This window comes from Enterobacter cloacae complex sp. P24RS (assembly GCF_014982165.1).
Taxonomy (GTDB): domain Bacteria; phylum Pseudomonadota; class Gammaproteobacteria; order Enterobacterales; family Enterobacteriaceae; genus Enterobacter; species Enterobacter quasihormaechei.
Map to the genome: position 1 here is coordinate 12,119 of NZ_JADCKU010000016.1, position 19,476 is coordinate 31,594.

At 57.0% G+C, this 19,476-nt stretch carries 16 protein-coding genes; 8 read left to right on the forward strand and 8 right to left on the reverse strand.

Going from position 1 to position 19,476, the window contains the following annotated elements:
* From panF to INF58_RS16475, 8 genes are all read right to left on the reverse strand, one after another.
* Complete coding sequence (gene panF / locus INF58_RS16440) at positions 1-1,452, reverse strand: sodium/pantothenate symporter (RefSeq protein ID WP_063867532.1); 1,452 nt, start codon at positions 1,450-1,452, stop codon at positions 1-3.
* Positions 1,442-1,684 carry a YhdT family protein gene (locus tag INF58_RS16445; protein ID WP_022649569.1) on the reverse strand — a complete coding sequence of 81 codons (243 nt, stop codon included), beginning with the start codon at positions 1,682-1,684 and terminating at the stop codon, positions 1,442-1,444. The genes panF and INF58_RS16445 overlap by 11 nt, the downstream gene beginning before the upstream one ends.
* A gap of 108 nt (positions 1,685-1,792) precedes the next feature.
* Positions 1,793-3,142, reverse strand: a complete 1,350-nt coding sequence (accC, locus tag INF58_RS16450; protein WP_003860388.1) for an acetyl-CoA carboxylase biotin carboxylase subunit — start codon at positions 3,140-3,142, stop codon at positions 1,793-1,795.
* Positions 3,143-3,152: 10 nt separating this feature from the next.
* On the reverse strand, positions 3,153-3,617 hold the full coding sequence (accB, locus tag INF58_RS16455) for an acetyl-CoA carboxylase biotin carboxyl carrier protein (RefSeq protein ID WP_063450991.1): 465 nt from the start codon (positions 3,615-3,617) through the stop codon (positions 3,153-3,155).
* Positions 3,618-3,638: 21 nt separating this feature from the next.
* Positions 3,639-4,091 (reverse strand): type II 3-dehydroquinate dehydratase, encoded by a 453-nt coding sequence (gene aroQ, locus INF58_RS16460; protein ID WP_165466634.1) that lies wholly within the window; start codon positions 4,089-4,091, stop codon positions 3,639-3,641.
* A 234-nt stretch (positions 4,092-4,325) separates the two neighbouring features.
* Positions 4,326-4,925 (reverse strand): protein-methionine-sulfoxide reductase heme-binding subunit MsrQ, encoded by a 600-nt coding sequence (msrQ, locus tag INF58_RS16465; protein ID WP_107534007.1) that lies wholly within the window; start codon positions 4,923-4,925, stop codon positions 4,326-4,328.
* Positions 4,926-5,927, reverse strand: coding sequence for a protein-methionine-sulfoxide reductase catalytic subunit MsrP (gene msrP / locus INF58_RS16470; RefSeq protein WP_063450993.1), 1,002 nt, complete (start codon positions 5,925-5,927; stop codon positions 4,926-4,928).
* Between the two features lie 77 nt (positions 5,928-6,004).
* The gene (locus INF58_RS16475; RefSeq protein WP_193528121.1) at positions 6,005-6,979 is read right to left on the reverse strand and encodes an MDR family oxidoreductase; all 975 of its coding nucleotides are present in this window, start codon (positions 6,977-6,979) and stop codon (positions 6,005-6,007) included.
* 183 nt (positions 6,980-7,162) lie between these two features.
* Between INF58_RS16475 and csrD the strand changes: the two genes are divergently transcribed.
* From csrD to tldD, 8 genes are all read left to right on the forward strand, one after another.
* Complete coding sequence (gene csrD / locus INF58_RS16480; protein ID WP_193528122.1) at positions 7,163-9,103, forward strand: RNase E specificity factor CsrD; 1,941 nt, start codon at positions 7,163-7,165, stop codon at positions 9,101-9,103.
* 282 nt (positions 9,104-9,385) lie between these two features.
* Positions 9,386-10,429, forward strand: a complete 1,044-nt coding sequence (mreB, locus tag INF58_RS16485) for a rod shape-determining protein MreB (RefSeq protein WP_000913396.1) — start codon at positions 9,386-9,388, stop codon at positions 10,427-10,429.
* 62 nt (positions 10,430-10,491) lie between these two features.
* Positions 10,492-11,508, forward strand: coding sequence for a rod shape-determining protein MreC (gene mreC, locus INF58_RS16490; RefSeq protein WP_003860400.1), 1,017 nt, complete (start codon positions 10,492-10,494; stop codon positions 11,506-11,508).
* Complete coding sequence (mreD, locus tag INF58_RS16495) at positions 11,508-11,996, forward strand: rod shape-determining protein MreD (RefSeq protein WP_003860402.1); 489 nt, start codon at positions 11,508-11,510, stop codon at positions 11,994-11,996. The genes mreC and mreD overlap by 1 nt, the downstream gene beginning before the upstream one ends.
* Positions 11,997-12,005: 9 nt before the next feature.
* Positions 12,006-12,599: a nucleoside triphosphate pyrophosphatase gene (locus INF58_RS16500; protein WP_063450997.1), complete on the forward strand. Its 594-nt coding sequence runs from the start codon at positions 12,006-12,008 to the stop codon at positions 12,597-12,599.
* On the forward strand, positions 12,589-14,058 hold the full coding sequence (gene rng / locus INF58_RS16505; RefSeq protein WP_063450998.1) for a ribonuclease G: 1,470 nt from the start codon (positions 12,589-12,591) through the stop codon (positions 14,056-14,058). The genes INF58_RS16500 and rng overlap by 11 nt, the downstream gene beginning before the upstream one ends.
* Positions 14,059-14,100: 42 nt before the next feature.
* The gene (yhdP, locus tag INF58_RS16510) at positions 14,101-17,901 is read left to right on the forward strand and encodes an AsmA2 domain-containing protein YhdP (protein ID WP_193528123.1); all 3,801 of its coding nucleotides are present in this window, start codon (positions 14,101-14,103) and stop codon (positions 17,899-17,901) included.
* Between the two features lie 84 nt (positions 17,902-17,985).
* On the forward strand, positions 17,986-19,431 hold the full coding sequence (tldD, locus tag INF58_RS16515) for a metalloprotease TldD (protein ID WP_193528124.1): 1,446 nt from the start codon (positions 17,986-17,988) through the stop codon (positions 19,429-19,431).
* Positions 19,432-19,476: the final 45 nt, after the last annotated feature.

Consider the following 19,476-nt stretch of genomic DNA (forward strand, 5'->3'; position numbering starts at 1 on the left):
TTATTTATCAGTAGACATCAGGGTGGCGGGTGGTACGGGGCGGCCGAAACGGTTACCCACCACAAACGCCAGTAAACTTAACAGCAGCGAGGGCACAATCGGGTGAAAGCCCAGATACTGAATTTTAAACGTTGCGAGAACGGCATACAGAACGCCCCCGACGATCATGCCGCTTAACGCACCCGCGGCATTAGCGCGTTCCCAGTACAGGCCCAGCACCAGCGGCCACAGGAATACGGCCTCAAGCCCGCCAAAGGCGAGCAGGTTCAACCAGATGATCATCTCCGGTGGACGCCACGCGGCCAGCAGCAGCAGCGCACCCAGTACCAGGGTGATCGCGGCCGACATACGCTTCAGGCGACGCTCATTTTCAACCTGTTCAGGGCGCAGGTTCAGGTAGAGATCTTTAATGATCGTAGCGGAACTTTGCAGTAACTGGGCGTTGATGGTCGACATAATGGCCGCCATGGGCGCGGCGAGGAAAATCCCGGCGGCAAACGGCGGCAGCACTTTTACCATCAGGGTCGGGATGACCAGATCCGGCACGGTAAGGTCAGGGATCACCGCGCGTCCCAGCGCGCCCGCCAGGTGCATGCCAAACATCAGGATCGCCACCACAATCGTCCCGATGATGATCCCCCGGTGCACGGCTTTGCTGTCTTTATATGAGATGCAGCGCACGGCGGTATGCGGCAGGCCAATGACCCCAAAGCACACCAGCACCCAGAACGAAGTCATGAAGGTTGGAGAGAGGATATCATCCGCCCCCTGCGGCGAGACCAGCTTCGGATCGATCGCTTCCAGGGTTTCAACCGCATGGCCCAGGCCACCCGCGGCATGCACGATGCCGACCAGAAGAACGAGAGTGCCTACGAGCATGACCAGCCCCTGCATCGTGTCGTTCAGCACGCTGGCGCGGAACCCGCCAAACGCGGTATACAGCGCGATACTGACGCCGAAGATGACCAGACCCGTCTCGTAGGGGATCCCGGCCGCCGTTTCCAGCAGGCGCGCGCCGCCGATGAACTGCACGGTCATCGCCCCGATGAACGCCACCAGCAGGCTCAGGCTTGCCAGCCATACCAGCAGGCGGCTCTGATAGCGGGCAAACAGCATATCGTTCAGCGTCACGGCATTGTAGCGGCGAGCCAGGATGGCAAATTTTTTACCCAGTATGCCAAGCGAGAGCCAGATGGCAGGAAGCTGGATCATGGCCAGCAGTACCCAGCCCAGTCCGTACTTATAGGCCGCGCCGGGGCCACCGATAAACGAGCTGGCGCTGATGTAGGTGGCGGTCAGCGTCATCGCCAGCACGACGCCACCCATTGAGCGGCTCCCGAGGAAATACTCGTTCAGAAAGGTGCCGGTCGAACGTTTACGCATCGCATAAACTGACAGGCCAAACACCAGGAACAGGTAAGCGATAAGGGGCAGAATGACTTCAAGCTGCATCATCGTCCTCCAGAGAAATATCGCGATAGATGAATTTCACCATCGCCCAGCACAGCACAATAAACACCAGCGGCAGCAGCAGGCAGGCCATTTCAAACCAGTGCGGAAGGCCGGTTATGCCAATAGCTGAATCAGGTAAGTAAGCAGTTACTAACCAAGCAGCAAGATAGAGAAGGGTCAGCCACAGCGCCCAGCGCGCTTCTTTATGGGCCTGAACAAAACGCTTGTCCATTTTTTGTCCCTTGTGGATGAAGAAAGCGGGGATTGTACATGATGGGGCTTTGCAATCCCCAGAAATAAAAAAGGCCGGATTATCCGGCCTTTTAGCAACGCTGGTCTGTTACTTCTCGTTCAGACCGAGTTTTTTCTCCAGGTAGTGGATGTTAGTTCCACCATTCTGGAAGTGCTCGTCGCTCATGATGCGCATCTGGAGATCAACGTTGGTTTTGATCCCATCGATGATCAGTTCCTGGAGGGCGTTCTTCATGCGGGCAATTGCCACGTCACGGTTCTCGCCGTAGCAGATCAGCTTACCGATCATTGAGTCATAGTACGGCGGTACGGTGTAACCGGCGTAGATATGGGACTCCCAGCGCACACCAAAGCCACCCGGCGCGTGGAAACGCGTGATTTTACCCGGGCTTGGCAGGAAGGTGTTCGGGTCTTCGGCGTTGATACGGCACTCTACCGCATGGCCTTTCACCACAACTTCTTCCTGCTTGATGGACAGCGGCTGACCGGCTGCGATACGCAGCTGCTCTTTGATCAGGTCAACGCCGGTGATCATTTCGGTTACCGGGTGTTCAACCTGAATACGGGTGTTCATCTCAATGAAGTAGAACTCGCCGTTTTCGAACAGGAACTCAAAGGTACCCGCCCCGCGATAGCCGATATCAACACAGGCTTTAGCGCAACGCTCGCCGATGTAGCGACGCAGTTCCGGGGTAATGCCCGGCGCTGGCGCTTCTTCAACGACTTTCTGGTGACGACGCTGCATGGAGCAGTCACGTTCTGCCAGATAGATCGCGTTACCCTGACCGTCGGCCAGCACCTGAATTTCGATGTGGCGTGGGTTTTCCAGGTATTTTTCCATGTACACCATGTCATTGCTGAAAGCCGCTTTCGCTTCCGCTTTGGTCATGGAGATGGACTGCGCCAGTTCGGCATCGCTGCGCACGACGCGCATACCGCGACCGCCGCCGCCGCCGGACGCCTTGATGATAACCGGGTAGCCAATGCGTTTAGCATGAGCACGGTTAGCATCCATGTCGTCGGTCAACGGGCCGTCAGAGCCTGGTACGGTTGGAACACCGGCTTTTTTCATCGCGGTGATGGCAGACACTTTGTCGCCCATCAGGCGAATGGTGTCGGCTTTCGGGCCGATGAAGATAAAGCCAGAGCGTTCAACCTGCTCAGCAAAGTTGGCGTTCTCAGAGAGGAAGCCGTAGCCCGGGTGGATCGCGACCGCGCCGGTGATTTCGGCGGCGCTGATGATCGCCGGAATGTTCAGATAGCTTTTTACGGACGGAGCCGGACCGATACAGACCGTCTCATCCGCCAGCAATACGTGTTTTAAATCGCGATCCGCGCTTGAGTGCACGGCCACGGTCTTGATGCCCAGTTCTTTACAGGCACGAAGAATACGCAGTGCAATCTCGCCACGGTTGGCGATAACAATTTTATCCAGCATGTTCGCCTCGTTACTCGATGACGACCAGCGGCTCGTCAAATTCTACCGGCTGACCACTTTCGACCAGAATCGCTTTCACAGTACCTGATTTGTCTGCTTCGATCTGGTTCATCATTTTCATGGCTTCAACGATGCACAGGGTATCGCCTACGTTGACTTTCTGACCCACTTCGATGAACGCTTTCGCATCCGGGCTCGGGGTGCGGTAGAAAGTACCAACCATTGGGGAACGTACGATGTGACCACTGATTTCTGTTGCAGCCGCAGGTGCTGCTTCTGCTGCCGCTGGCGCAACGGCTGCGGCGAGCGCAGGCTGTTGCACTGGCGCAGCGTAAGCTTGCTGCATTACCGGGAAGCTAGCGGCTGGGGCTGCACGGCTGATGCGTACAGACTCTTCGCCTTCAGAAATTTCCAGTTCGGAGATGCCTGATTCTTCAACCAGCTCGATCAGTTTTTTAATCTTACGAATATCCATGAGTGGGTTCCGTACTCTTGTTTAGTGTGATTGTGACAAGCGTTTTACCGCTGTCTGTAAAGCGTATGAATAGCCGTCTGCACCCAGCCCACAAATCACGCCAGCGGCGATATCCGACAGGTAGGAATGGTGGCGGAACGGCTCTCGGGCGTGCACGTTACTCAGGTGGATCTCGATAAACGGGATATTCACCGCGAGCAGTGCGTCGCGTATAGCAACACTGGTGTGCGTAAACGCGGCCGGATTGATCAGGATATAGTCCACAGTGTCTTTAGCCTGATGAATACGGTCGATGATTGCGTACTCCGCATTTGACTGAAAATGGTCCAAATCCACATTCAGCGAGGCTGCTTCCGTACCCAGACGGTTAACAATTTCGCTCAATGTCAGCGTGCCGTACTTCTCTGGCTCACGGGTGCCGAGCATGTTCAGGTTCGGTCCGTTCAAAACTAAAATTTGGAATTTGTCAGCCATTGTGCCGCTATCTCCTGCGATTTTCGGGTAAAAAACAACATATACCCTCAACGCGCAATTGTCACCCTTTCAGAGGCCTAAAACCCCTGTCCGGAAAACCGAAGTCGCACATTATAACGATTTCGTAGCATTTGGCAGCTAAATACTGGTCTTATCAGGGAAGATTATCAACCGCTATCCGAAAAAGATTCGCGGTTGATAAATATTCTGCGGGAAAACGCACAGTTTCGTTAACTATCGCCACCACTGGCGGAACTTCTTGTAACGCCATGCTAAAAGGGCCAATGCCAGCAGGGCGTAGATGACCGGCTGAGGGGATAAAATCTTCACCGACCACAGGTAATGAAGGGGGGCGAGGATCGCGACAAGATAGACGAAGTTGTGCAGCCGTTGCCAGCGTCGGCCCAGTTTTCGCTGCGCGTACTGCGTGGATGTCAGCGTCAGCGCCAGTAAAACCAGCCAGCTTACGATACCCAGCGTCAGATAAGGGCGCGTCACCAGTTCGCTGCCAAGTAGTGCCAGGTTGTTAATGCCCAGCTCCAGCAGGGCGTAGCTGGTGAGATGCAGCGTCGCCCAGGCAAAACACCATAGCCCCAAAAGCCGTCGCGTGCGTATCAATAAGGGCTGTTTAGCGTAGCGCGCCAGCGGTGAGACGAGCAAGGTCGCCAGCAAAAATTTCAGAGCCATCCGACCCGTAAAATGCTGAATATCTTTAGCCGGATCGGCACTAAACTGCCCCTGACTGACTGCCCAAAAGAGCCAGATAAAGGGGAGTAATCCGGCTAAGTGCAGGAGAACCTTCAGCCCGGTTATCTGCTTTGCCGTTAAACGCACTCAGAAGTTCTCCCGTAAATTCAGCCCACGGTACAGGGATGCCACTTCATCCGCATAGCCGTTAAACAGCAGCGTTGGCTGGCGTTTAACGTCCAGCGCGCCGCCGGAACCGATAAAACGTTCCGTCGCCTGGGACCAGCGAGGATGGTCAACGTGTGGGTTAACGTTGGCGTAAAACCCGTACTCGTCGGGCGCCGCCAGGTTCCAGGTGGTCGGCGGGCGCTCGCGGGTGAGCTTGATGCTGACGATGGATTTAATGTTTTTGAAGCCGTATTTCCACGGTACGGTTAAGCGAATGGGGGCCCCGTTTTGCGGCGGCAGCGCTTTGCCGTAAACGCCCACGGTCAGCAGCGTAAGGGGATGCATGGCTTCGTCGAGGCGTAACCCTTCAACGTACGGATATTCCAGCCCGCCGCCGATAAACCGATCCTTCTGGCCCGGCATCTCGTCCGGCGCATAGCGCGTCTGGAAGGAGACATACTTCGCGTTGCTGGTGGGCTCAGCCAGGGCCAGGAGCTTGTGCAAAGGGAAGCCCACCCACGGCACGACCATCGACCAGGCTTCCACGCAGCGCATGCGGTAAATGCGTTCTTCAAGGGGGAAGCGGGTGGTGAGGTCGTGATGATCCAGCGTCAGCGGTTTAGCCACTTCGCCATCAATCTTCAGGGTCCAGGGATCGGTTTTCATGCTGCCCGCGTTGGCGGCAGGATCGGCCTTATCAAGACCAAACTCGTAAAAGTTGTTATAGCCGGTGACTTTCTCTTCCGGGGTCAGCGCCAGCTTATTTTGCCATTGCGCCGGTTTGGTGAAGTTAAGGGGGGCACCAGAGGGGGCTTTCGGGCGATCGTTACCCTTAAACCAGTCGAGCAGGTCAGCGTGGGCCGCAGGCGTGAGCGTCAGGGCGGTGGCGCTGATGCCAAGCATCTTCAGGATCTGGCGGCGCTGTAGCATAAAGACAGACTCAGACGTTACGTCGGCTTCCGTCAGTTTTCGGGTTTTCATGGCATCCTCCGTCAGGCGTTTTTCTAAGCATGACGGAGGAGGCGGGTTAGCGCGAATATGTCACGAAAATTTGAAGATTAGGCAATTTTGACCAGCGCACGACCGTGGAACTGGTTGTCCATGATTTTATTCGCGAACTCTGGCGCCTGGCTCAGGGTAATCTCCGTGGCGCTCTGCTCATAGAACGAGGCCGGCAGATCGCGGACCAGACGTTCCCAGGCCTCGGAACGCCGCTCGGCTGGAGCCATAACCGAATCGACGCCCTGAAGACGCACGTTGCGCAGAATAAACGGCATCACCGTCGTCGGCAGGGCAAAACCACCCGCCAGCCCACAGGCCGCCACGCAGCCGCCGTAGTTCATTTGCGCCAGCACTTTCGCCAGCACTTTGTCGCCGACGGTATCGACCGCGCCAGACCAGACCTGTTTTTCCAGCGGGCGGGTTTCGGCGAACTCGTCGCGGCTCAGAATACGGTTTGCGCCCAGCTGACGCAGATAATCATGCGTACTTTCGCGGCCAGAGACGGCGGCGACCTGATATCCCAGCTTGTGCAGCAGCGTGACGGCCGTGCTGCCCACGCCGCCGCTTGCGCCGGTGACGACGATTTCGCCGGAGTCAGGACGGATCCCGGCCTCTTCCAGCGCCATGACGCACAGCATGGCGGTGAAGCCCGCCGTGCCGACGATCATCGCTTTGCGGCCGTCCATGCCTTTCGGCATCGGGACCAGCCAGTCACCTTTTACGCGCGCCTGTGCTGCCAGCCCGCCCCAGTGGTTTTCACCCACCCCCCAGCCGGTGAGCAGGACCTGCTGTCCGGCGTGGAAGCGCGGATCTTCACTGGTATGCACGCGGCCTGCAAAGTCGATTCCGGGCACCATCGGGAAATTTCGGATGATTTTACCTTTCCCCGTAATGGCCAGTGCGTCTTTATAGTTCAGGCTGGACCAGTCGATATCCACGGTCACGTCGCCTTCCGGCAGGCGGCTCTCCTCAATGGTTTGCACCGAGGCAACGGTTTTGCCGTCCTGCTGTTCTAAAATCAAAGCCTGCATAGGGGGTCCTCACCAGGTTTAGTAATGGGAAAATATGTTCTGAAGACTATACTCGCTCAGTGAAACACCGTGCCGATGTAACGCAATAAATTGCCAGATACACCAGGTTTGGTAGTATGCCGCATTTGAAATGCAAGTTAGCGCTCACTTGCGACCCCTTCAACCCACGGAGTAATCTCAAGGATGCGATTAACGACGAAGTTCTCAGCTTTTATCACTTTGCTGACGGGGCTGACCATCATTGTCACGCTGATCGGCTGCTCGCTGAGTTTTTATAATGCCATCCAGGATAAGCTGGTTAACCGTGTTGAATCGGTTGCATCGGTTATCGACACCCGCCTGATCACCACACCCTTCCCGGCGCTTTCGCGTGAGCTCGATGAGTTAATGGTACCTGTGGATATTGTGCGGATCGAGATTAAACAGGGGAAGCAGACCGTTTTCAGCCATACCCGCCAGGGCAGCTATCGTCCTGCCGGCACGGTAGATCAGTATCGGGACGTAACGGTCCATTCGCTTAAACACCCTGGTATGACGATCCATATGATGTACCAGGATCCGATGAGCAACTATTTACGCTCGCTCATGACCACCGCACCTTTAACCATCGCCGTTGCCTTTATCGTGCTGCTCATTTTCCTCGCCGTTCGCTGGCAGCGTCGTCAGCTTTCCGGCCAGGAACTGCTGGAAACACGCTCCGTGCGGATACTCAATGGCGAGCGGGGGCCGCAGGTGCGGGGATCGGTGTATGAATGGCCGTCGCGCACCAGTAGCGCCCTGGACGTGCTGCTCTCCGAAATCCAGTTTGCCAGCGACCAGCGTAGCCGTATGGACACGCTGATCCGCTCCTACGCCGCGCAGGATAACAAAACGGGCCTTAACAACCGTCTCTTCTTTGATAATCAGCTGGCTACGTTGCTTGATGACCCCGAAAAGGTAGGCACGCACGGCGTGGTGATGATGATTCGCCTGCCGGACTTCGATCTGCTCCGTGATACCTGGGGACAGCGCGTGGCGGAAGAGAATCTCTTCACCCTGATTAACCTCCTGTCCACCTTTATTATGCGCTACCCCGGCGCGCTGCTGGCGCGCTACCACCGCAGTGACTTTGCCGTCTTGCTGCCGCATCGCACCTTAAAGGAGTCCGAGAGTATCGCCAGCCAGCTGCTGAAAGCCGTTGATGCGCTGCCGCAGAGCAAAATGCTCGACAGAGACGACATGGTGCATATGGGCATCTGTGCCTGGCGCGGCGGCCAGTCGACGGAGCAGGTGATGGAACATGCGGAAGCGGCTACGCGTAACGCCGTATTACAGGGCGCGAACGGCTGGGCGGTCTATGATGATACGCTGCCGGAGAAAGGGCGCGGCAACGTGCGCTGGCGAACCCTGATTGAACAGATGCTGAGCCGCGGTGGGCCGCGTATCTATCAAAAACCGGCGGTCATGAAGAATGGCTATGTTCATCACCGTGAGCTGATGTGCCGTATTTTTGATGGCACCGAAGAGGTTATCTCGGCGGAATATCTGCCGATGGTGCTGCAATTTGGCTTATCCGAAGAGTATGACCGCCAGCAAATCACCCGCCTCATCCCGTTTTTATCGTACTGGCCTGAGGAAAATCTGGCTTTACAGGTGACCGTCGAGTCGCTGATTCGTCCGCGCTTCCAGCGCTGGTTACGCGACACGTTAATGCAGTGCGAAAAATCGCAACGCAAACGCATTATTTTTGAACTTGCAGAGGCAGATGTAGGTCAACACATCAGCCGGTTACGTCCGGTGGTACGTTTAATCAATGCGCTTGGGGCTCGTGTGGCCGTCACCCAGGCGGGTTTGACGCTGGTGAGCACCAGCTGGATCAAAGAGCTGGATGTTGAATTATTGAAGCTGCATCCTGGTCTGGTCAGAACGATTGAAAAACGCACGGAAAACCAGCTGCTGGTACAGAGCCTGGTGGAAGCGTGCAAAGGAACGCAAACGCAGGTATTTGCCACAGGCGTACGTTCACGCAGTGAATGGCAGATGTTGAAAGAGCGCGGTGTAGCGGGCGGTCAGGGGGATTTTTTTGCGGCCTCACAGCCCCTTGACACCAATGTGAAAAAATATTTGCAAAGATACTCTGTTTGACCTGCCGTTTACTTTGTTTTCACGTAGAATATCGCGCCTGTAGCTTTGAGTAAGACGAGCATAAAAGCCAGTGAACGACCTTTAATGGGTTACAAGTGAAAGTGAGGGACGCTGCTGTTTACTCAGCCCTGACGGATTCAGGGGATGAATTTGTAACAAAGGAAACGTGCTGCACTAATTTTCACCGTAGCAGACGATTTTTGCGCCTTGTCGCTGCTGCGTGTGGTTGGTAAAGTAAGCGGATTTTGTTTTCCGCCCCAGCTTTCAGGATTATCCCTTAGTATGTTGAAAAAATTTCGTGGCATGTTTTCCAATGACCTGTCCATTGACCTGGGTACCGCGAATACCCTTATTTATGTAAAAGGACAAGGCATCGTATTGAATGAGCCTTCCGTTGTGGCCATTCGTCAGGATCGTGCCGGCTCGCCAAAAAGCGTGGCCGCAGTAGGTCATGATGCGAAGCAGATGCTGGGCCGTACGCCGGGCAACATCGCCGCGATCCGCCCAATGAAAGACGGCGTTATTGCTGACTTCTTCGTGACCGAAAAAATGCTTCAGCACTTCATCAAGCAGGTTCACAGCAACAGCTTCATGCGCCCAAGCCCGCGCGTCCTGGTGTGTGTGCCGGTTGGCGCAACCCAGGTTGAACGCCGCGCGATCCGTGAATCCGCTCAGGGTGCCGGTGCGCGTGAAGTGTTCCTGATTGAAGAGCCGATGGCTGCGGCAATTGGTGCGGGTCTGCCGGTTTCTGAAGCAACCGGTTCTATGGTGGTGGATATTGGTGGCGGTACTACCGAAGTGGCCGTCATCTCCCTGAACGGCGTGGTGTACTCCTCTTCCGTACGTATCGGCGGTGACCGCTTCGACGAAGCCATCATCAACTACGTTCGCCGTAACTACGGCTCTCTGATCGGTGAAGCAACCGCAGAGCGTATCAAGCACGAAATCGGTTCTGCTTATCCGGGTGACGAAGTCCGCGAGATCGAAGTTCGCGGTCGTAACCTGGCTGAAGGCGTGCCGCGCGGATTCACCCTGAACTCTAACGAAATCCTGGAAGCATTGCAGGAGCCGCTGACCGGCATCGTGAGCGCGGTGATGGTTGCGCTGGAACAGTGCCCGCCAGAGCTGGCTTCCGATATCTCCGAGCGCGGTATGGTGCTGACCGGTGGTGGTGCGCTGCTGCGTAACCTCGACCGCCTGTTAATGGAAGAGACAGGTATTCCTGTCGTAGTTGCAGAAGATCCACTGACTTGCGTCGCCCGTGGTGGTGGCAAGGCGCTGGAAATGATCGACATGCACGGCGGCGACTTGTTTAGCGAAGAGTAGTCGGGTGTGAGAGGGTAGCAATTTGCTACCCTTTCTCTCTGACGCGAGAATACGCATAGCCTATGAAGCCAATTTTTAGCCGTGGCCCGTCGCTACAGTTTCGCCTGATCCTGGCGGTTCTGGTGGCGCTCGGGGTCATTATTGCCGATAGCCGCCTCGGTACGTTCAGCCAGATCCGAACGTACATGGATACCGCCGTCAGTCCTTTCTACTTTATTTCAAATGGTCCCCGTGAACTGCTTGACTCCGTGTCGCAAACGCTTTCATCGCGTGACCAGCTCGAACTTGAAAATCGTGCGTTACGCCAGGAACTGCTGCTGAAAAACAGCGAGCTGCTGATGCTGGGGCAATATAAGCAGGAAAACGCGCGCCTGCGTGAACTGCTTGGCTCGCCGCTGCGCCAGGATGAACAGAAAATGGTCACCCAGGTCATCTCCACCGTAAACGATCCCTACAGCGATCAGGTGGTGATTGATAAAGGCAGCGTGAACGGCGTATACGAAGGTCAGCCTGTGATCAGCGATAAAGGCGTTGTGGGCCAGGTCGTGGCGGTTGCCAAACTGACCAGCCGCGTGCTGCTGATTTGCGATGCTACCCATGCGCTGCCGATTCAGGTGTTGCGTAACGACATTCGCGTGATTGCTGCCGGCAATGGCTGTACGGACGATCTTCAGCTTGAACATCTGCCAGCCAACACGGACATCCGCGTGGGCGACGTGCTGGTGACGTCCGGTCTGGGCGGTCGTTTCCCTGAAGGCTACCCGGTTGCGGTGGTCTCTTCCGTGAAGCTCGACACTCAGCGTGCTTACACCGTAATCCAGGCGCGTCCAACGGCGGGCTTGCAGCGTTTACGTTACCTGCTGCTGCTGTGGGGAGCCGATCGTAACGGTGCGAACCCGATGACGCCGGAAGATGTGCATCGCGTCGCGAACGAACGCCTGATGCAGATGATGCCGCAGGTGCTGCCTGCGCCGGATGCGATGGGGCCACCTGCGCCCGTACCGGCTCCGGCGACAGGGTTAACGCAGCCGCTACCGGATGCGCCACCGCCGCCGCAAGTCTCGGGTGGAGGGCAGTAGTGGCCAGTTATCGTAGCCAGGGACGCTGGGTAATCTGGCTCTCATTCCTCGTTGCACTGTTGCTGCAAATTATGCCCTGGCCGGACGACATTCTTGTTTTCCGGCCAAACTGGGTTTTGCTCATTTTGCTCTACTGGATCCTTGCCCTGCCGCACCGCGTAAATGTCGGCACAGGTTTTGTGATGGGTGCCATACTGGATCTCATCAGCGGCTCTACGCTTGGTGTGCGCGCCTTATCCATGAGCATTATTGCGTACCTCGTCGCACTCAAATTCCAGCTCTTTCGTAACCTTGCGCTCTGGCAACAGGCGCTGGTGGTGATGTTGTTGTCGCTCGCTGCGGATATCGTTGTTTTCTGGGCAGAGTTTTTAGTGATCAACGTCTCTTTCCGACCGGAAGTGTTCTGGAGTAGTGTAGTAAACGGTGTGCTCTGGCCGTGGCTGTTCCTGCTGATGCGTAAAATTCGCCAGCAGTTTGCCGTGCAATAAAAGGTTTCTATGACGTCTCTGTATCTTGCCTCCGGTTCTCCGCGTCGCCAGGAACTGCTCGCGCAGCTGGGTGTCTCCTTCGAACGCATCGTTACCGGCATTGAAGAAAAACGTGCTGAGGGCGAAAGCGCTCAGCAGTACGTCTCTCGTCTGGCGCGTGAAAAAGCGCAGGCGGGCGTCGCATGCGTGCCGCGTGACTTACCGGTGCTGGGTGCGGACACCATCGTCATTCTCAAGGGTGAAGTGCTTGAGAAACCCCGTGACGCAGACCATGCGGCGCAGATGCTGCGCAACCTGTCCGGACAAACGCATCAGGTGATGACGGCGGTGGCGCTGGCGGACAGCCAGTACGTTCTGGATTGCCTGGTGGTAACGGAAGTGACGTTCAGAGTCCTCACCGACGAGGAGATCGCCGGCTATATCGCCAGCGGTGAACCGATGGATAAAGCAGGTGCATACGGTATTCAAGGGTTGGGTGGCTGTTTTGTCAGGAAGATAAATGGCAGCTATCACGCCGTAGTCGGCTTACCGCTGGTGGAAACGTATGAGTTGCTGAGTAATTTTAACTCACTGCGTGAGGGAAGGGATAATTATGACGGCTGAATTGTTGGTAAACGTAACGCCCTCGGAAACCCGTGTGGCCTACATTGATGGTGGCATTCTTCAGGAAATTCATATTGAGCGTGAAGCGCGACGCGGAATCGTAGGCAATATCTACAAAGGTCGTGTCAGTCGTGTACTACCGGGTATGCAGGCGGCTTTTGTAGATATTGGGCTCGATAAGGCGGCCTTTTTACATGCCTCCGATATCATGCCGCACACCGAATGCGTGGCTGGCGAAGAGCAAAAGCAGTTTGCCGTGCGCGACATCTCTGAGCTGGTGCGTCAGGGCCAGGATCTGATGGTGCAGGTGGTGAAAGATCCGCTGGGCACCAAAGGCGCGCGCCTGACCACCGACATCACCCTGCCTTCACGCTATCTGGTGTTTATGCCGGGCGCGTCGCACGTTGGCGTTTCACAGCGTATTGAAAGCGAAAGCGAGCGCGAGCGCCTGAAAAAAGTCGTGAGCGCCTACTGCGACGAGCAGGGCGGCTTTATTATTCGTACCGCGGCGGAAGGGATCAGCGAAGACGATCTGGCCTCGGATGCGGCCTACCTGAAGCGCGTCTGGACCAAGGTGATGGAGCGGAAAAAACGCAACCAGACCCGCTACCGTCTGTACGGCGAGCTGGCGCTTGCTCAGCGCGTACTGCGTGATTTCGCCGATGCGCAGCTTGACCGCATCCGCGTGGACTCCCGCCTGACGTATGAAGCCCTGCTGGAGTTTACCGCCGAGTACATTCCGGAAATGCCGGGTCTGCTGGAGCATTACACCGGACGCCAGCCGATATTTGACCTCTATGACGTTGAAAACGAAATCCAGCGCGCGCTGGAGCGTAAGGTTGAGCTGAAATCGGGCGGTTACCTGATTATCGACCAGACCGAAGCGATGACCACCGTGGATATCAACACCGGCGCGTTTGTCGGCCATCGCAACCTCGATGACACCATCTTCAACACCAACATCGAAGCGACGCAGGCCATCGCGCGCCAGCTTCGTCTGCGCAATCTGGGCGGGATTATCATCATCGACTTTATCGATATGAATAATGAAGATCACCGCCGTCGCGTGCTGCACTCGCTGGAGCAGGCGCTGAGTAAAGATCGCGTGAAAACCAGCATCAACGGCTTCTCCCAGCTGGGTCTGGTAGAAATGACCCGGAAACGGACCCGCGAAAGCGTGGAACACGTGCTCTGCAACGAGTGTCCAACCTGCCATGGACGCGGAACGGTAAAGACGGTGGAGACGGTCTGCTACGAGATCATGCGTGAGATTGTCCGCGTCCATCATGCCTACGACTCCGACCGTTTTCTGGTCTATGCTTCCCCTGCGGTGGCGGAGGCCCTGAAAGGGGAAGAGTCGCACGCGCTGGCGGAAGTGGAAATCTTTGTCGGCAAACAGGTAAAAGTGCAGATTGAGCCGCTCTATAACCAGGAGCAGTTTGACGTCGTAATGATGTAAACGCAGTTCGCTGCGAGATTAAAGGCTGACAAGGAGAGACGCGTGAGGCGATTGCCGGGGATTTTACTGCTTACAGGGGCAACGCTGGTCGTGATTGTCGCGTTGCTCGTGAGCGGGCTGCGTCTCGTCTTGCCGCATCTTGACAGCTGGCGTCCGCAGATCCTGGCGAAAATCGAGTCCACCACCGGCCTGCCGTTAGACGTGAGCCATATCGAGGCAAGCTGGCAGACCTTTGGCCCGACGCTTGATGCGCGGGATATCAGCGCCAGCCTGAAAGATGGCGGTCACCTTAAAATCAAACGCGTTACCCTGGCGCTGGATGTCTGGCAAAGCCTGCTGCATCTGCGCTGGCAGTTTCGCGATCTCACCTTCTGGCAACTTCAGCTAAAGACCAATACGCCGCTGCAAAGCGGCGAAGGCGATCGGGGGCTGGAAACCAGCCGTATCAGCGATCTCTTCCTGCGTCAGTTCGATCATTTCGATCTGCGCGACAGCGAAATCAGCTTTATTACCCTTTCCGGGCAGCGCGCCGAGCTGGCGATCCCACAGCTGACCTGGCTAAACGGAAAAGATCGCCACCGCGCCGAGGGGCAGGTAAATCTCTCCAGCCTGAACGGGCAGCACGGCGTGATGCAGGTGCGGATGGATCTGCGCGACGACAATGGCCTGCTGAACAATGGCCGCGTGTGGTTGCAGGCGGACGATGTGGACGTGAAGCCGTGGCTTGGCGAGTGGATCCAGCAGAACATGCAGCTGGAAACCGCGCGTTTCAGTCTCGAAGGCTGGATGACCCTGACGAACGGGGCATTCGCCAGCGGCGATATCTGGCTCAAGCAGGGGGGCGCTAGCTGGAAGGGCGAAAACCATCAGCATCAGCTTTCGGTCGATAACCTCACCGCCCACGTAACCCAGGAAAAAGGCGGCTGGCAGTTCGCTATTCCGGATACGCGCATCTCCATGGACAACAAACCCTGGCCAAGCGGCGCGCTGACGCTGGCGTGGATGCCGGAGCAGGACGTCGGCGGGGTAAACGGTAAACGCAGCGACGAGTTGCGTATCCGCGCCAGTAACCTGGACCTGACGGCGATCGAGGGCCTGCGTTCAATGGCCGCAAAACTCTCCCCGGAGCTGGGTGACATCTGGCTGGCGACGCAGCCGAGCGGGCAGATAAACCGTCTGGCGCTGGATATTCCGCTTCAGGCCACGGAAAAAACACGCTTCCAGGCGGCATGGAAAAATCTCGCCTGGAAACAGTGGAAACTGCTGCCGGGCGCTGAGCACTTCAGCGGCAAGCTGGAAGGAAGCGTGGAAAACGGCAGGCTGACGGCAGAAATGCAGGATGCCAAAATGCCGTACGAAACGGTCTTTCGTGCGCCGCTGGAGATCGCGCAGGGTAATGTCACCCTCAACTGGCTGAAGAACGACAAAGGTTTTCAGCTTGATGGCCGCGATATCGATGTAAAAGCCAGGGCAGTGCATGCCCGCGGCAATTTCCGTTACCTACAGCCTGAAGGCGATGAGCCGTGGCTGGGTATCCTGGCAGGCATCAGCACGGATGACGGCTCGCAGGCGTGGCGCTACTTCCCGGAAAACCTGATGGGGAAAGCGCTGGTGGACTATCTCAGCGGCGCCATTCAGGGCGGTCAGGCGGATAACGCCACGCTGGTCTACGGCGGCAACCCGCACCTGTTCCCGTATAAGCATAACGAAGGTCAGTTCCAGGTTCTGGTGCCGCTGCGCAACGCAACCTATGCCTTCCAGCCGGACTGGCCCGCGCTGAAAAATCTCGATATCGAACTCAACTTCCTGAATGACGGCTTGTGGATGAAGACGGACAGCGTGGCGCTGGGCGGCGTGACGGCGAGCAACCTGACCGCAAACATCCCGGATTACTCGAAAGAGAAATTGCTGATTGATGCGGATATTAAGGGGCCGGGTAATGCGGTTGGTCCGTATTTTGAAGATACGCCGTTGAATGACTCCCTGGCGGCCACCCTTCAGCAGTTGCAGTTAGATGGCGATGTGAATGCTCGCTTACATCTGGATATCCCGCTCGACGGGGAAATGACTACCGCCAAAGGCGACGTTCGTCTTAACAACAACAGCCTCTATATCAAGCCGCTGGACAGTACGCTGAAAAACCTCAGCGGTCAGTTCAGCTTTGTTAACGGCAATCTGAAAAGTGAGCCGCTGAAAGCGACCTGGTTCAATCAACCCGTCAATATCGATTTCTCCACTACCGAGGGTGATAAAGCCTACCAGGTGGCGGTAAATATGGACGCGAACTGGCAGCCGTCACGCATGAATGTCCTGCCGAAGCCGGTTGAGAACGCGGTGGACGGCGCGGTGTCGTGGAATGGCAAGGTGGCCATCGACCTGCCTTATCACTCCGGCGCGCGGTATAAGGTCGACATCACGGGCGATCTTAAAAATCTCAGCAGCCAGCTGCCCGCGCCCCTGAATAAGAAAAGCGGCGAGCCGCTGCCTGTCAACGTTAACGTAGACGGTAACCTCAACGGCTTTGACGTAACCGGTAACGCTGGCGGAACAAACCACTTTAACAGCCGCTGGCTGCTTAACCGTAAGCTGACGCTGGACAGGGCGATCTGGACGACGGACAGCCGTACCACGCCACCGCTGCCGGAGCAGGCGGGCATTGAGCTGAATCTGCCGGCGATGGATGGCGCAGAGTGGCTGGCGCTGTTCCAGAAAGGTGTCGGGCAAAACGTCGATCAAACGGCGCAGTTCCCGCAGGCCATTACCTTACGTACGCCTGCGCTGACACTGGGTGGGCAGCGGTGGAACAACCTGAGTATCGTTTCCCGGCCGACGGCTAACGGCTCAAAGGTTGAGGCTCAGGGCCGTGAAATTAACGGCACGTTGACGATGCGCGATAACGCGCCGTGGCAGGCGGCGATCCGCTACCTCTATTACAACCCGACCTTTGCCGTGGCTGAAAAACAGCCGACGGCCGCTTCGCCCCTCAGCAAGACATCGCGCGTTGATTTCAGCGGCTGGCCCGATCTCCAGCTGCGCTGTGCGGAGTGCTGGCTGTGGGGGCAAAAATATGGCCGTATCGACGGAGATGTCGCCATCAAGGGCACGACGCTGAGCCTTACCGGTGGTCTGGTGGATACCGGTTTTGGCCGTTTGACCGCCGCCGGGGAATGGGTGAATAAGCCGGGCGCGCAGCGCACCTCTCTGAAAGGCGATATCAAAGGCAGCAAGCTGGATGCGGCGGCTAACTTCTTCGGCATCAGTACGCCGCTTCGGGGATCGTCATTCGATGTAAATTACGATCTGCACTGGCGTGCGGCGCCGTGGCAGCCGGACGTCGCCACGCTGAATGGCATTCTCAGAACCCGTTTTGGTAAGGGACAAATTGCCGATGTCAGCACCGGCCATGCGGGGCAAATACTGCGCCTGCTGAGCTTTGACGCGCTGCTGCGCAAGCTGCGCTTCGATTTCAGCGATACCTTCAACGACGGTTTCTATTATGACTCCATTCTCGGAACGGCCTGGATCAAGGACGGCGTGATGCATACCGACGATACGCTGCTGGACGGCCTGGAGGCGGATATCGCCATGAAAGGCTCGGTGGATCTGGTGCGTCGTGAACTGGATATGGAAGCGGTCGTCGCCCCGGAAATTTCCGCTACCGTGGGCGTGGCGACGGCGTTTGTGGTTAACCCGATTGTCGGTGCGGCGGTATTTGCCGCCAGCAAAGTGCTGGGGCCGCTCTGGAGTAAGGTCTCGATTCTGCGCTACCGCATTACGGGCCCAATCGATAAACCGCAGATTAATGAGGTGCTGCGCCAGCCGCGCAAAGAAGCACAGCAATGATTTGACGTGGGCAGGTAATTGCCTCACTCTCAATAAATACGATTTTTACACCGCCACGGGCGGCAACGAACGAGTAGCAATACGATGAGTCTGAACCTGGTAAGTGAACATTTGCTCGCAGCGAACGGCCTGAGCCATCAGGACCTGTTCTCCATTCTTGGTCAACTGACCGAACGCCGTCTCGACTACGGCGATCTCTATTTCCAGTCGAGCTATCACGAATCCTGGGTTTTAGAAGACAGCATCATTAAAGATGGCTCCTATAACATCGACCAGGGCGTCGGTGTGCGCGCCGTGAGCGGCGAGAAAACCGGTTTTGCCTATGCCGACCAGATAAGCCTGGCCGCGCTGGAGCAGAGCGCGCAGGCCGCACGCACCATCGTGCGCGACGCGGGCGATGGCCGCGTAAAAACCCTGGGCGAAGTGCAGCATTCGGCGCTCTATACCAGCATCGACCCGCTGCAAAGCATGAGCCGCGAAGAGAAGCTGGACATCCTGCGTCGCGTGGACAAAGTGGCCCGCGCTGCCGACAAACGCGTGCAGGAAGTGTCCGCCAGCCTGAGCGGCGTCTATGAGCTGATCCTGGTGGCAGCGACGGACGGTACGCTGGCCGCCGACGTGCGTCCGCTGGTGCGCCTCTCCATCAGCGTGCAGGTGGAAGACGACGGCAAGCGCGAGCGCGGCTCAAGCGGCGGCGGCGGTCGTTTTGGCTATGACTGGTTCCTCGGCGACGTTGACGGCGAAGCGCGCGCGGATGCGTGGGCAAAAGAAGCCGTGCGCATGGCGCTGGTTAATCTTTCTGCCGTGGCGGCACCCGCCGGTACGCTGCCGGTTGTGCTGGGTGCTGGCTGGCCCGGCGTGCTGCTGCACGAAGCGGTCGGTCACGGGCTGGAAGGCGATTTCAACCGCCGTGGTACGTCCGTATTCAGCGGTCAGATGGGGCAGCTTGTCTCCTCTGAGCTGTGTACCGTGGTCGATGATGGCACCATGCCTGACCGTCGCGGCTCGATTTCTATCGACGATGAAGGCACGCCGGGCCAGTACAACGTGCTGATCGAAAACGGCGTCCTGAAAGGCTACATGCAGGACAAGCTCAACGCGCGTCTGATGAGCGTTGCGCCAACGGGCAACGGTCGTCGCGAATCTTACGCGCACCTGCCGATGCCTCGCATGACCAACACCTACATGCTGCCGGGTAAATCCACGCCGCAGGAGATTATCGAATCCGTTGATTACGGTATCTTCGCGCCGAACTTTGGCGGCGGCCAGGTGGATATCACCTCCGGCAAATTTGTCTTCTCGACTTCAGAGGCGTATCTGATTGAGAAGGGCAAAGTGACTAAAGCAGTGAAGGGCGCGACCCTGATTGGTTCCGGCATTGAGGCCATGCAGCAGATTTCCATGGTCGGTAACGACCTGAAGCTGGATAACGGCGTGGGCGTTTGCGGCAAAGAGGGCCAGAGCCTGCCGGTAGGCGTCGGCCAGCCGACGCTGAAGGTTGATAATCTGACCGTGGGCGGCACGGCGTAATTTTTCATTTTCCCCTCACCCTAACCCTCTTCCCAACGGGGAGAG

Coding starts and splice junctions, on each gene's coding strand:
- panF (WP_063867532.1), bottom strand. CDS start 1,452: ATGCAGCTTGAAGTCATTCTGCCCCTTATCGCTTACCTGTTCCTGGTG.
- INF58_RS16445 (WP_022649569.1), bottom strand. CDS start 1,684: ATGGACAAGCGTTTTGTTCAGGCCCATAAAGAAGCGCGCTGGGCGCTG.
- accC (WP_003860388.1), bottom strand. CDS start 3,142: ATGCTGGATAAAATTGTTATCGCCAACCGTGGCGAGATTGCACTGCGT.
- accB (WP_063450991.1), bottom strand. CDS start 3,617: ATGGATATTCGTAAGATTAAAAAACTGATCGAGCTGGTTGAAGAATCA.
- aroQ (WP_165466634.1), bottom strand. CDS start 4,091: ATGGCTGACAAATTCCAAATTTTAGTTTTGAACGGACCGAACCTGAAC.
- msrP (WP_063450993.1), bottom strand. CDS start 5,927: ATGAAAACCCGAAAACTGACGGAAGCCGACGTAACGTCTGAGTCTGTC.
- INF58_RS16475 (WP_193528121.1), bottom strand. CDS start 6,979: ATGCAGGCTTTGATTTTAGAACAGCAGGACGGCAAAACCGTTGCCTCG.
- csrD (WP_193528122.1), top strand. CDS start 7,163: ATGCGATTAACGACGAAGTTCTCAGCTTTTATCACTTTGCTGACGGGG.
- mreB (WP_000913396.1), top strand. CDS start 9,386: ATGTTGAAAAAATTTCGTGGCATGTTTTCCAATGACCTGTCCATTGAC.
- mreC (WP_003860400.1), top strand. CDS start 10,492: ATGAAGCCAATTTTTAGCCGTGGCCCGTCGCTACAGTTTCGCCTGATC.
- INF58_RS16500 (WP_063450997.1), top strand. CDS start 12,006: ATGACGTCTCTGTATCTTGCCTCCGGTTCTCCGCGTCGCCAGGAACTG.
- rng (WP_063450998.1), top strand. CDS start 12,589: ATGACGGCTGAATTGTTGGTAAACGTAACGCCCTCGGAAACCCGTGTG.
- tldD (WP_193528124.1), top strand. CDS start 17,986: ATGAGTCTGAACCTGGTAAGTGAACATTTGCTCGCAGCGAACGGCCTG.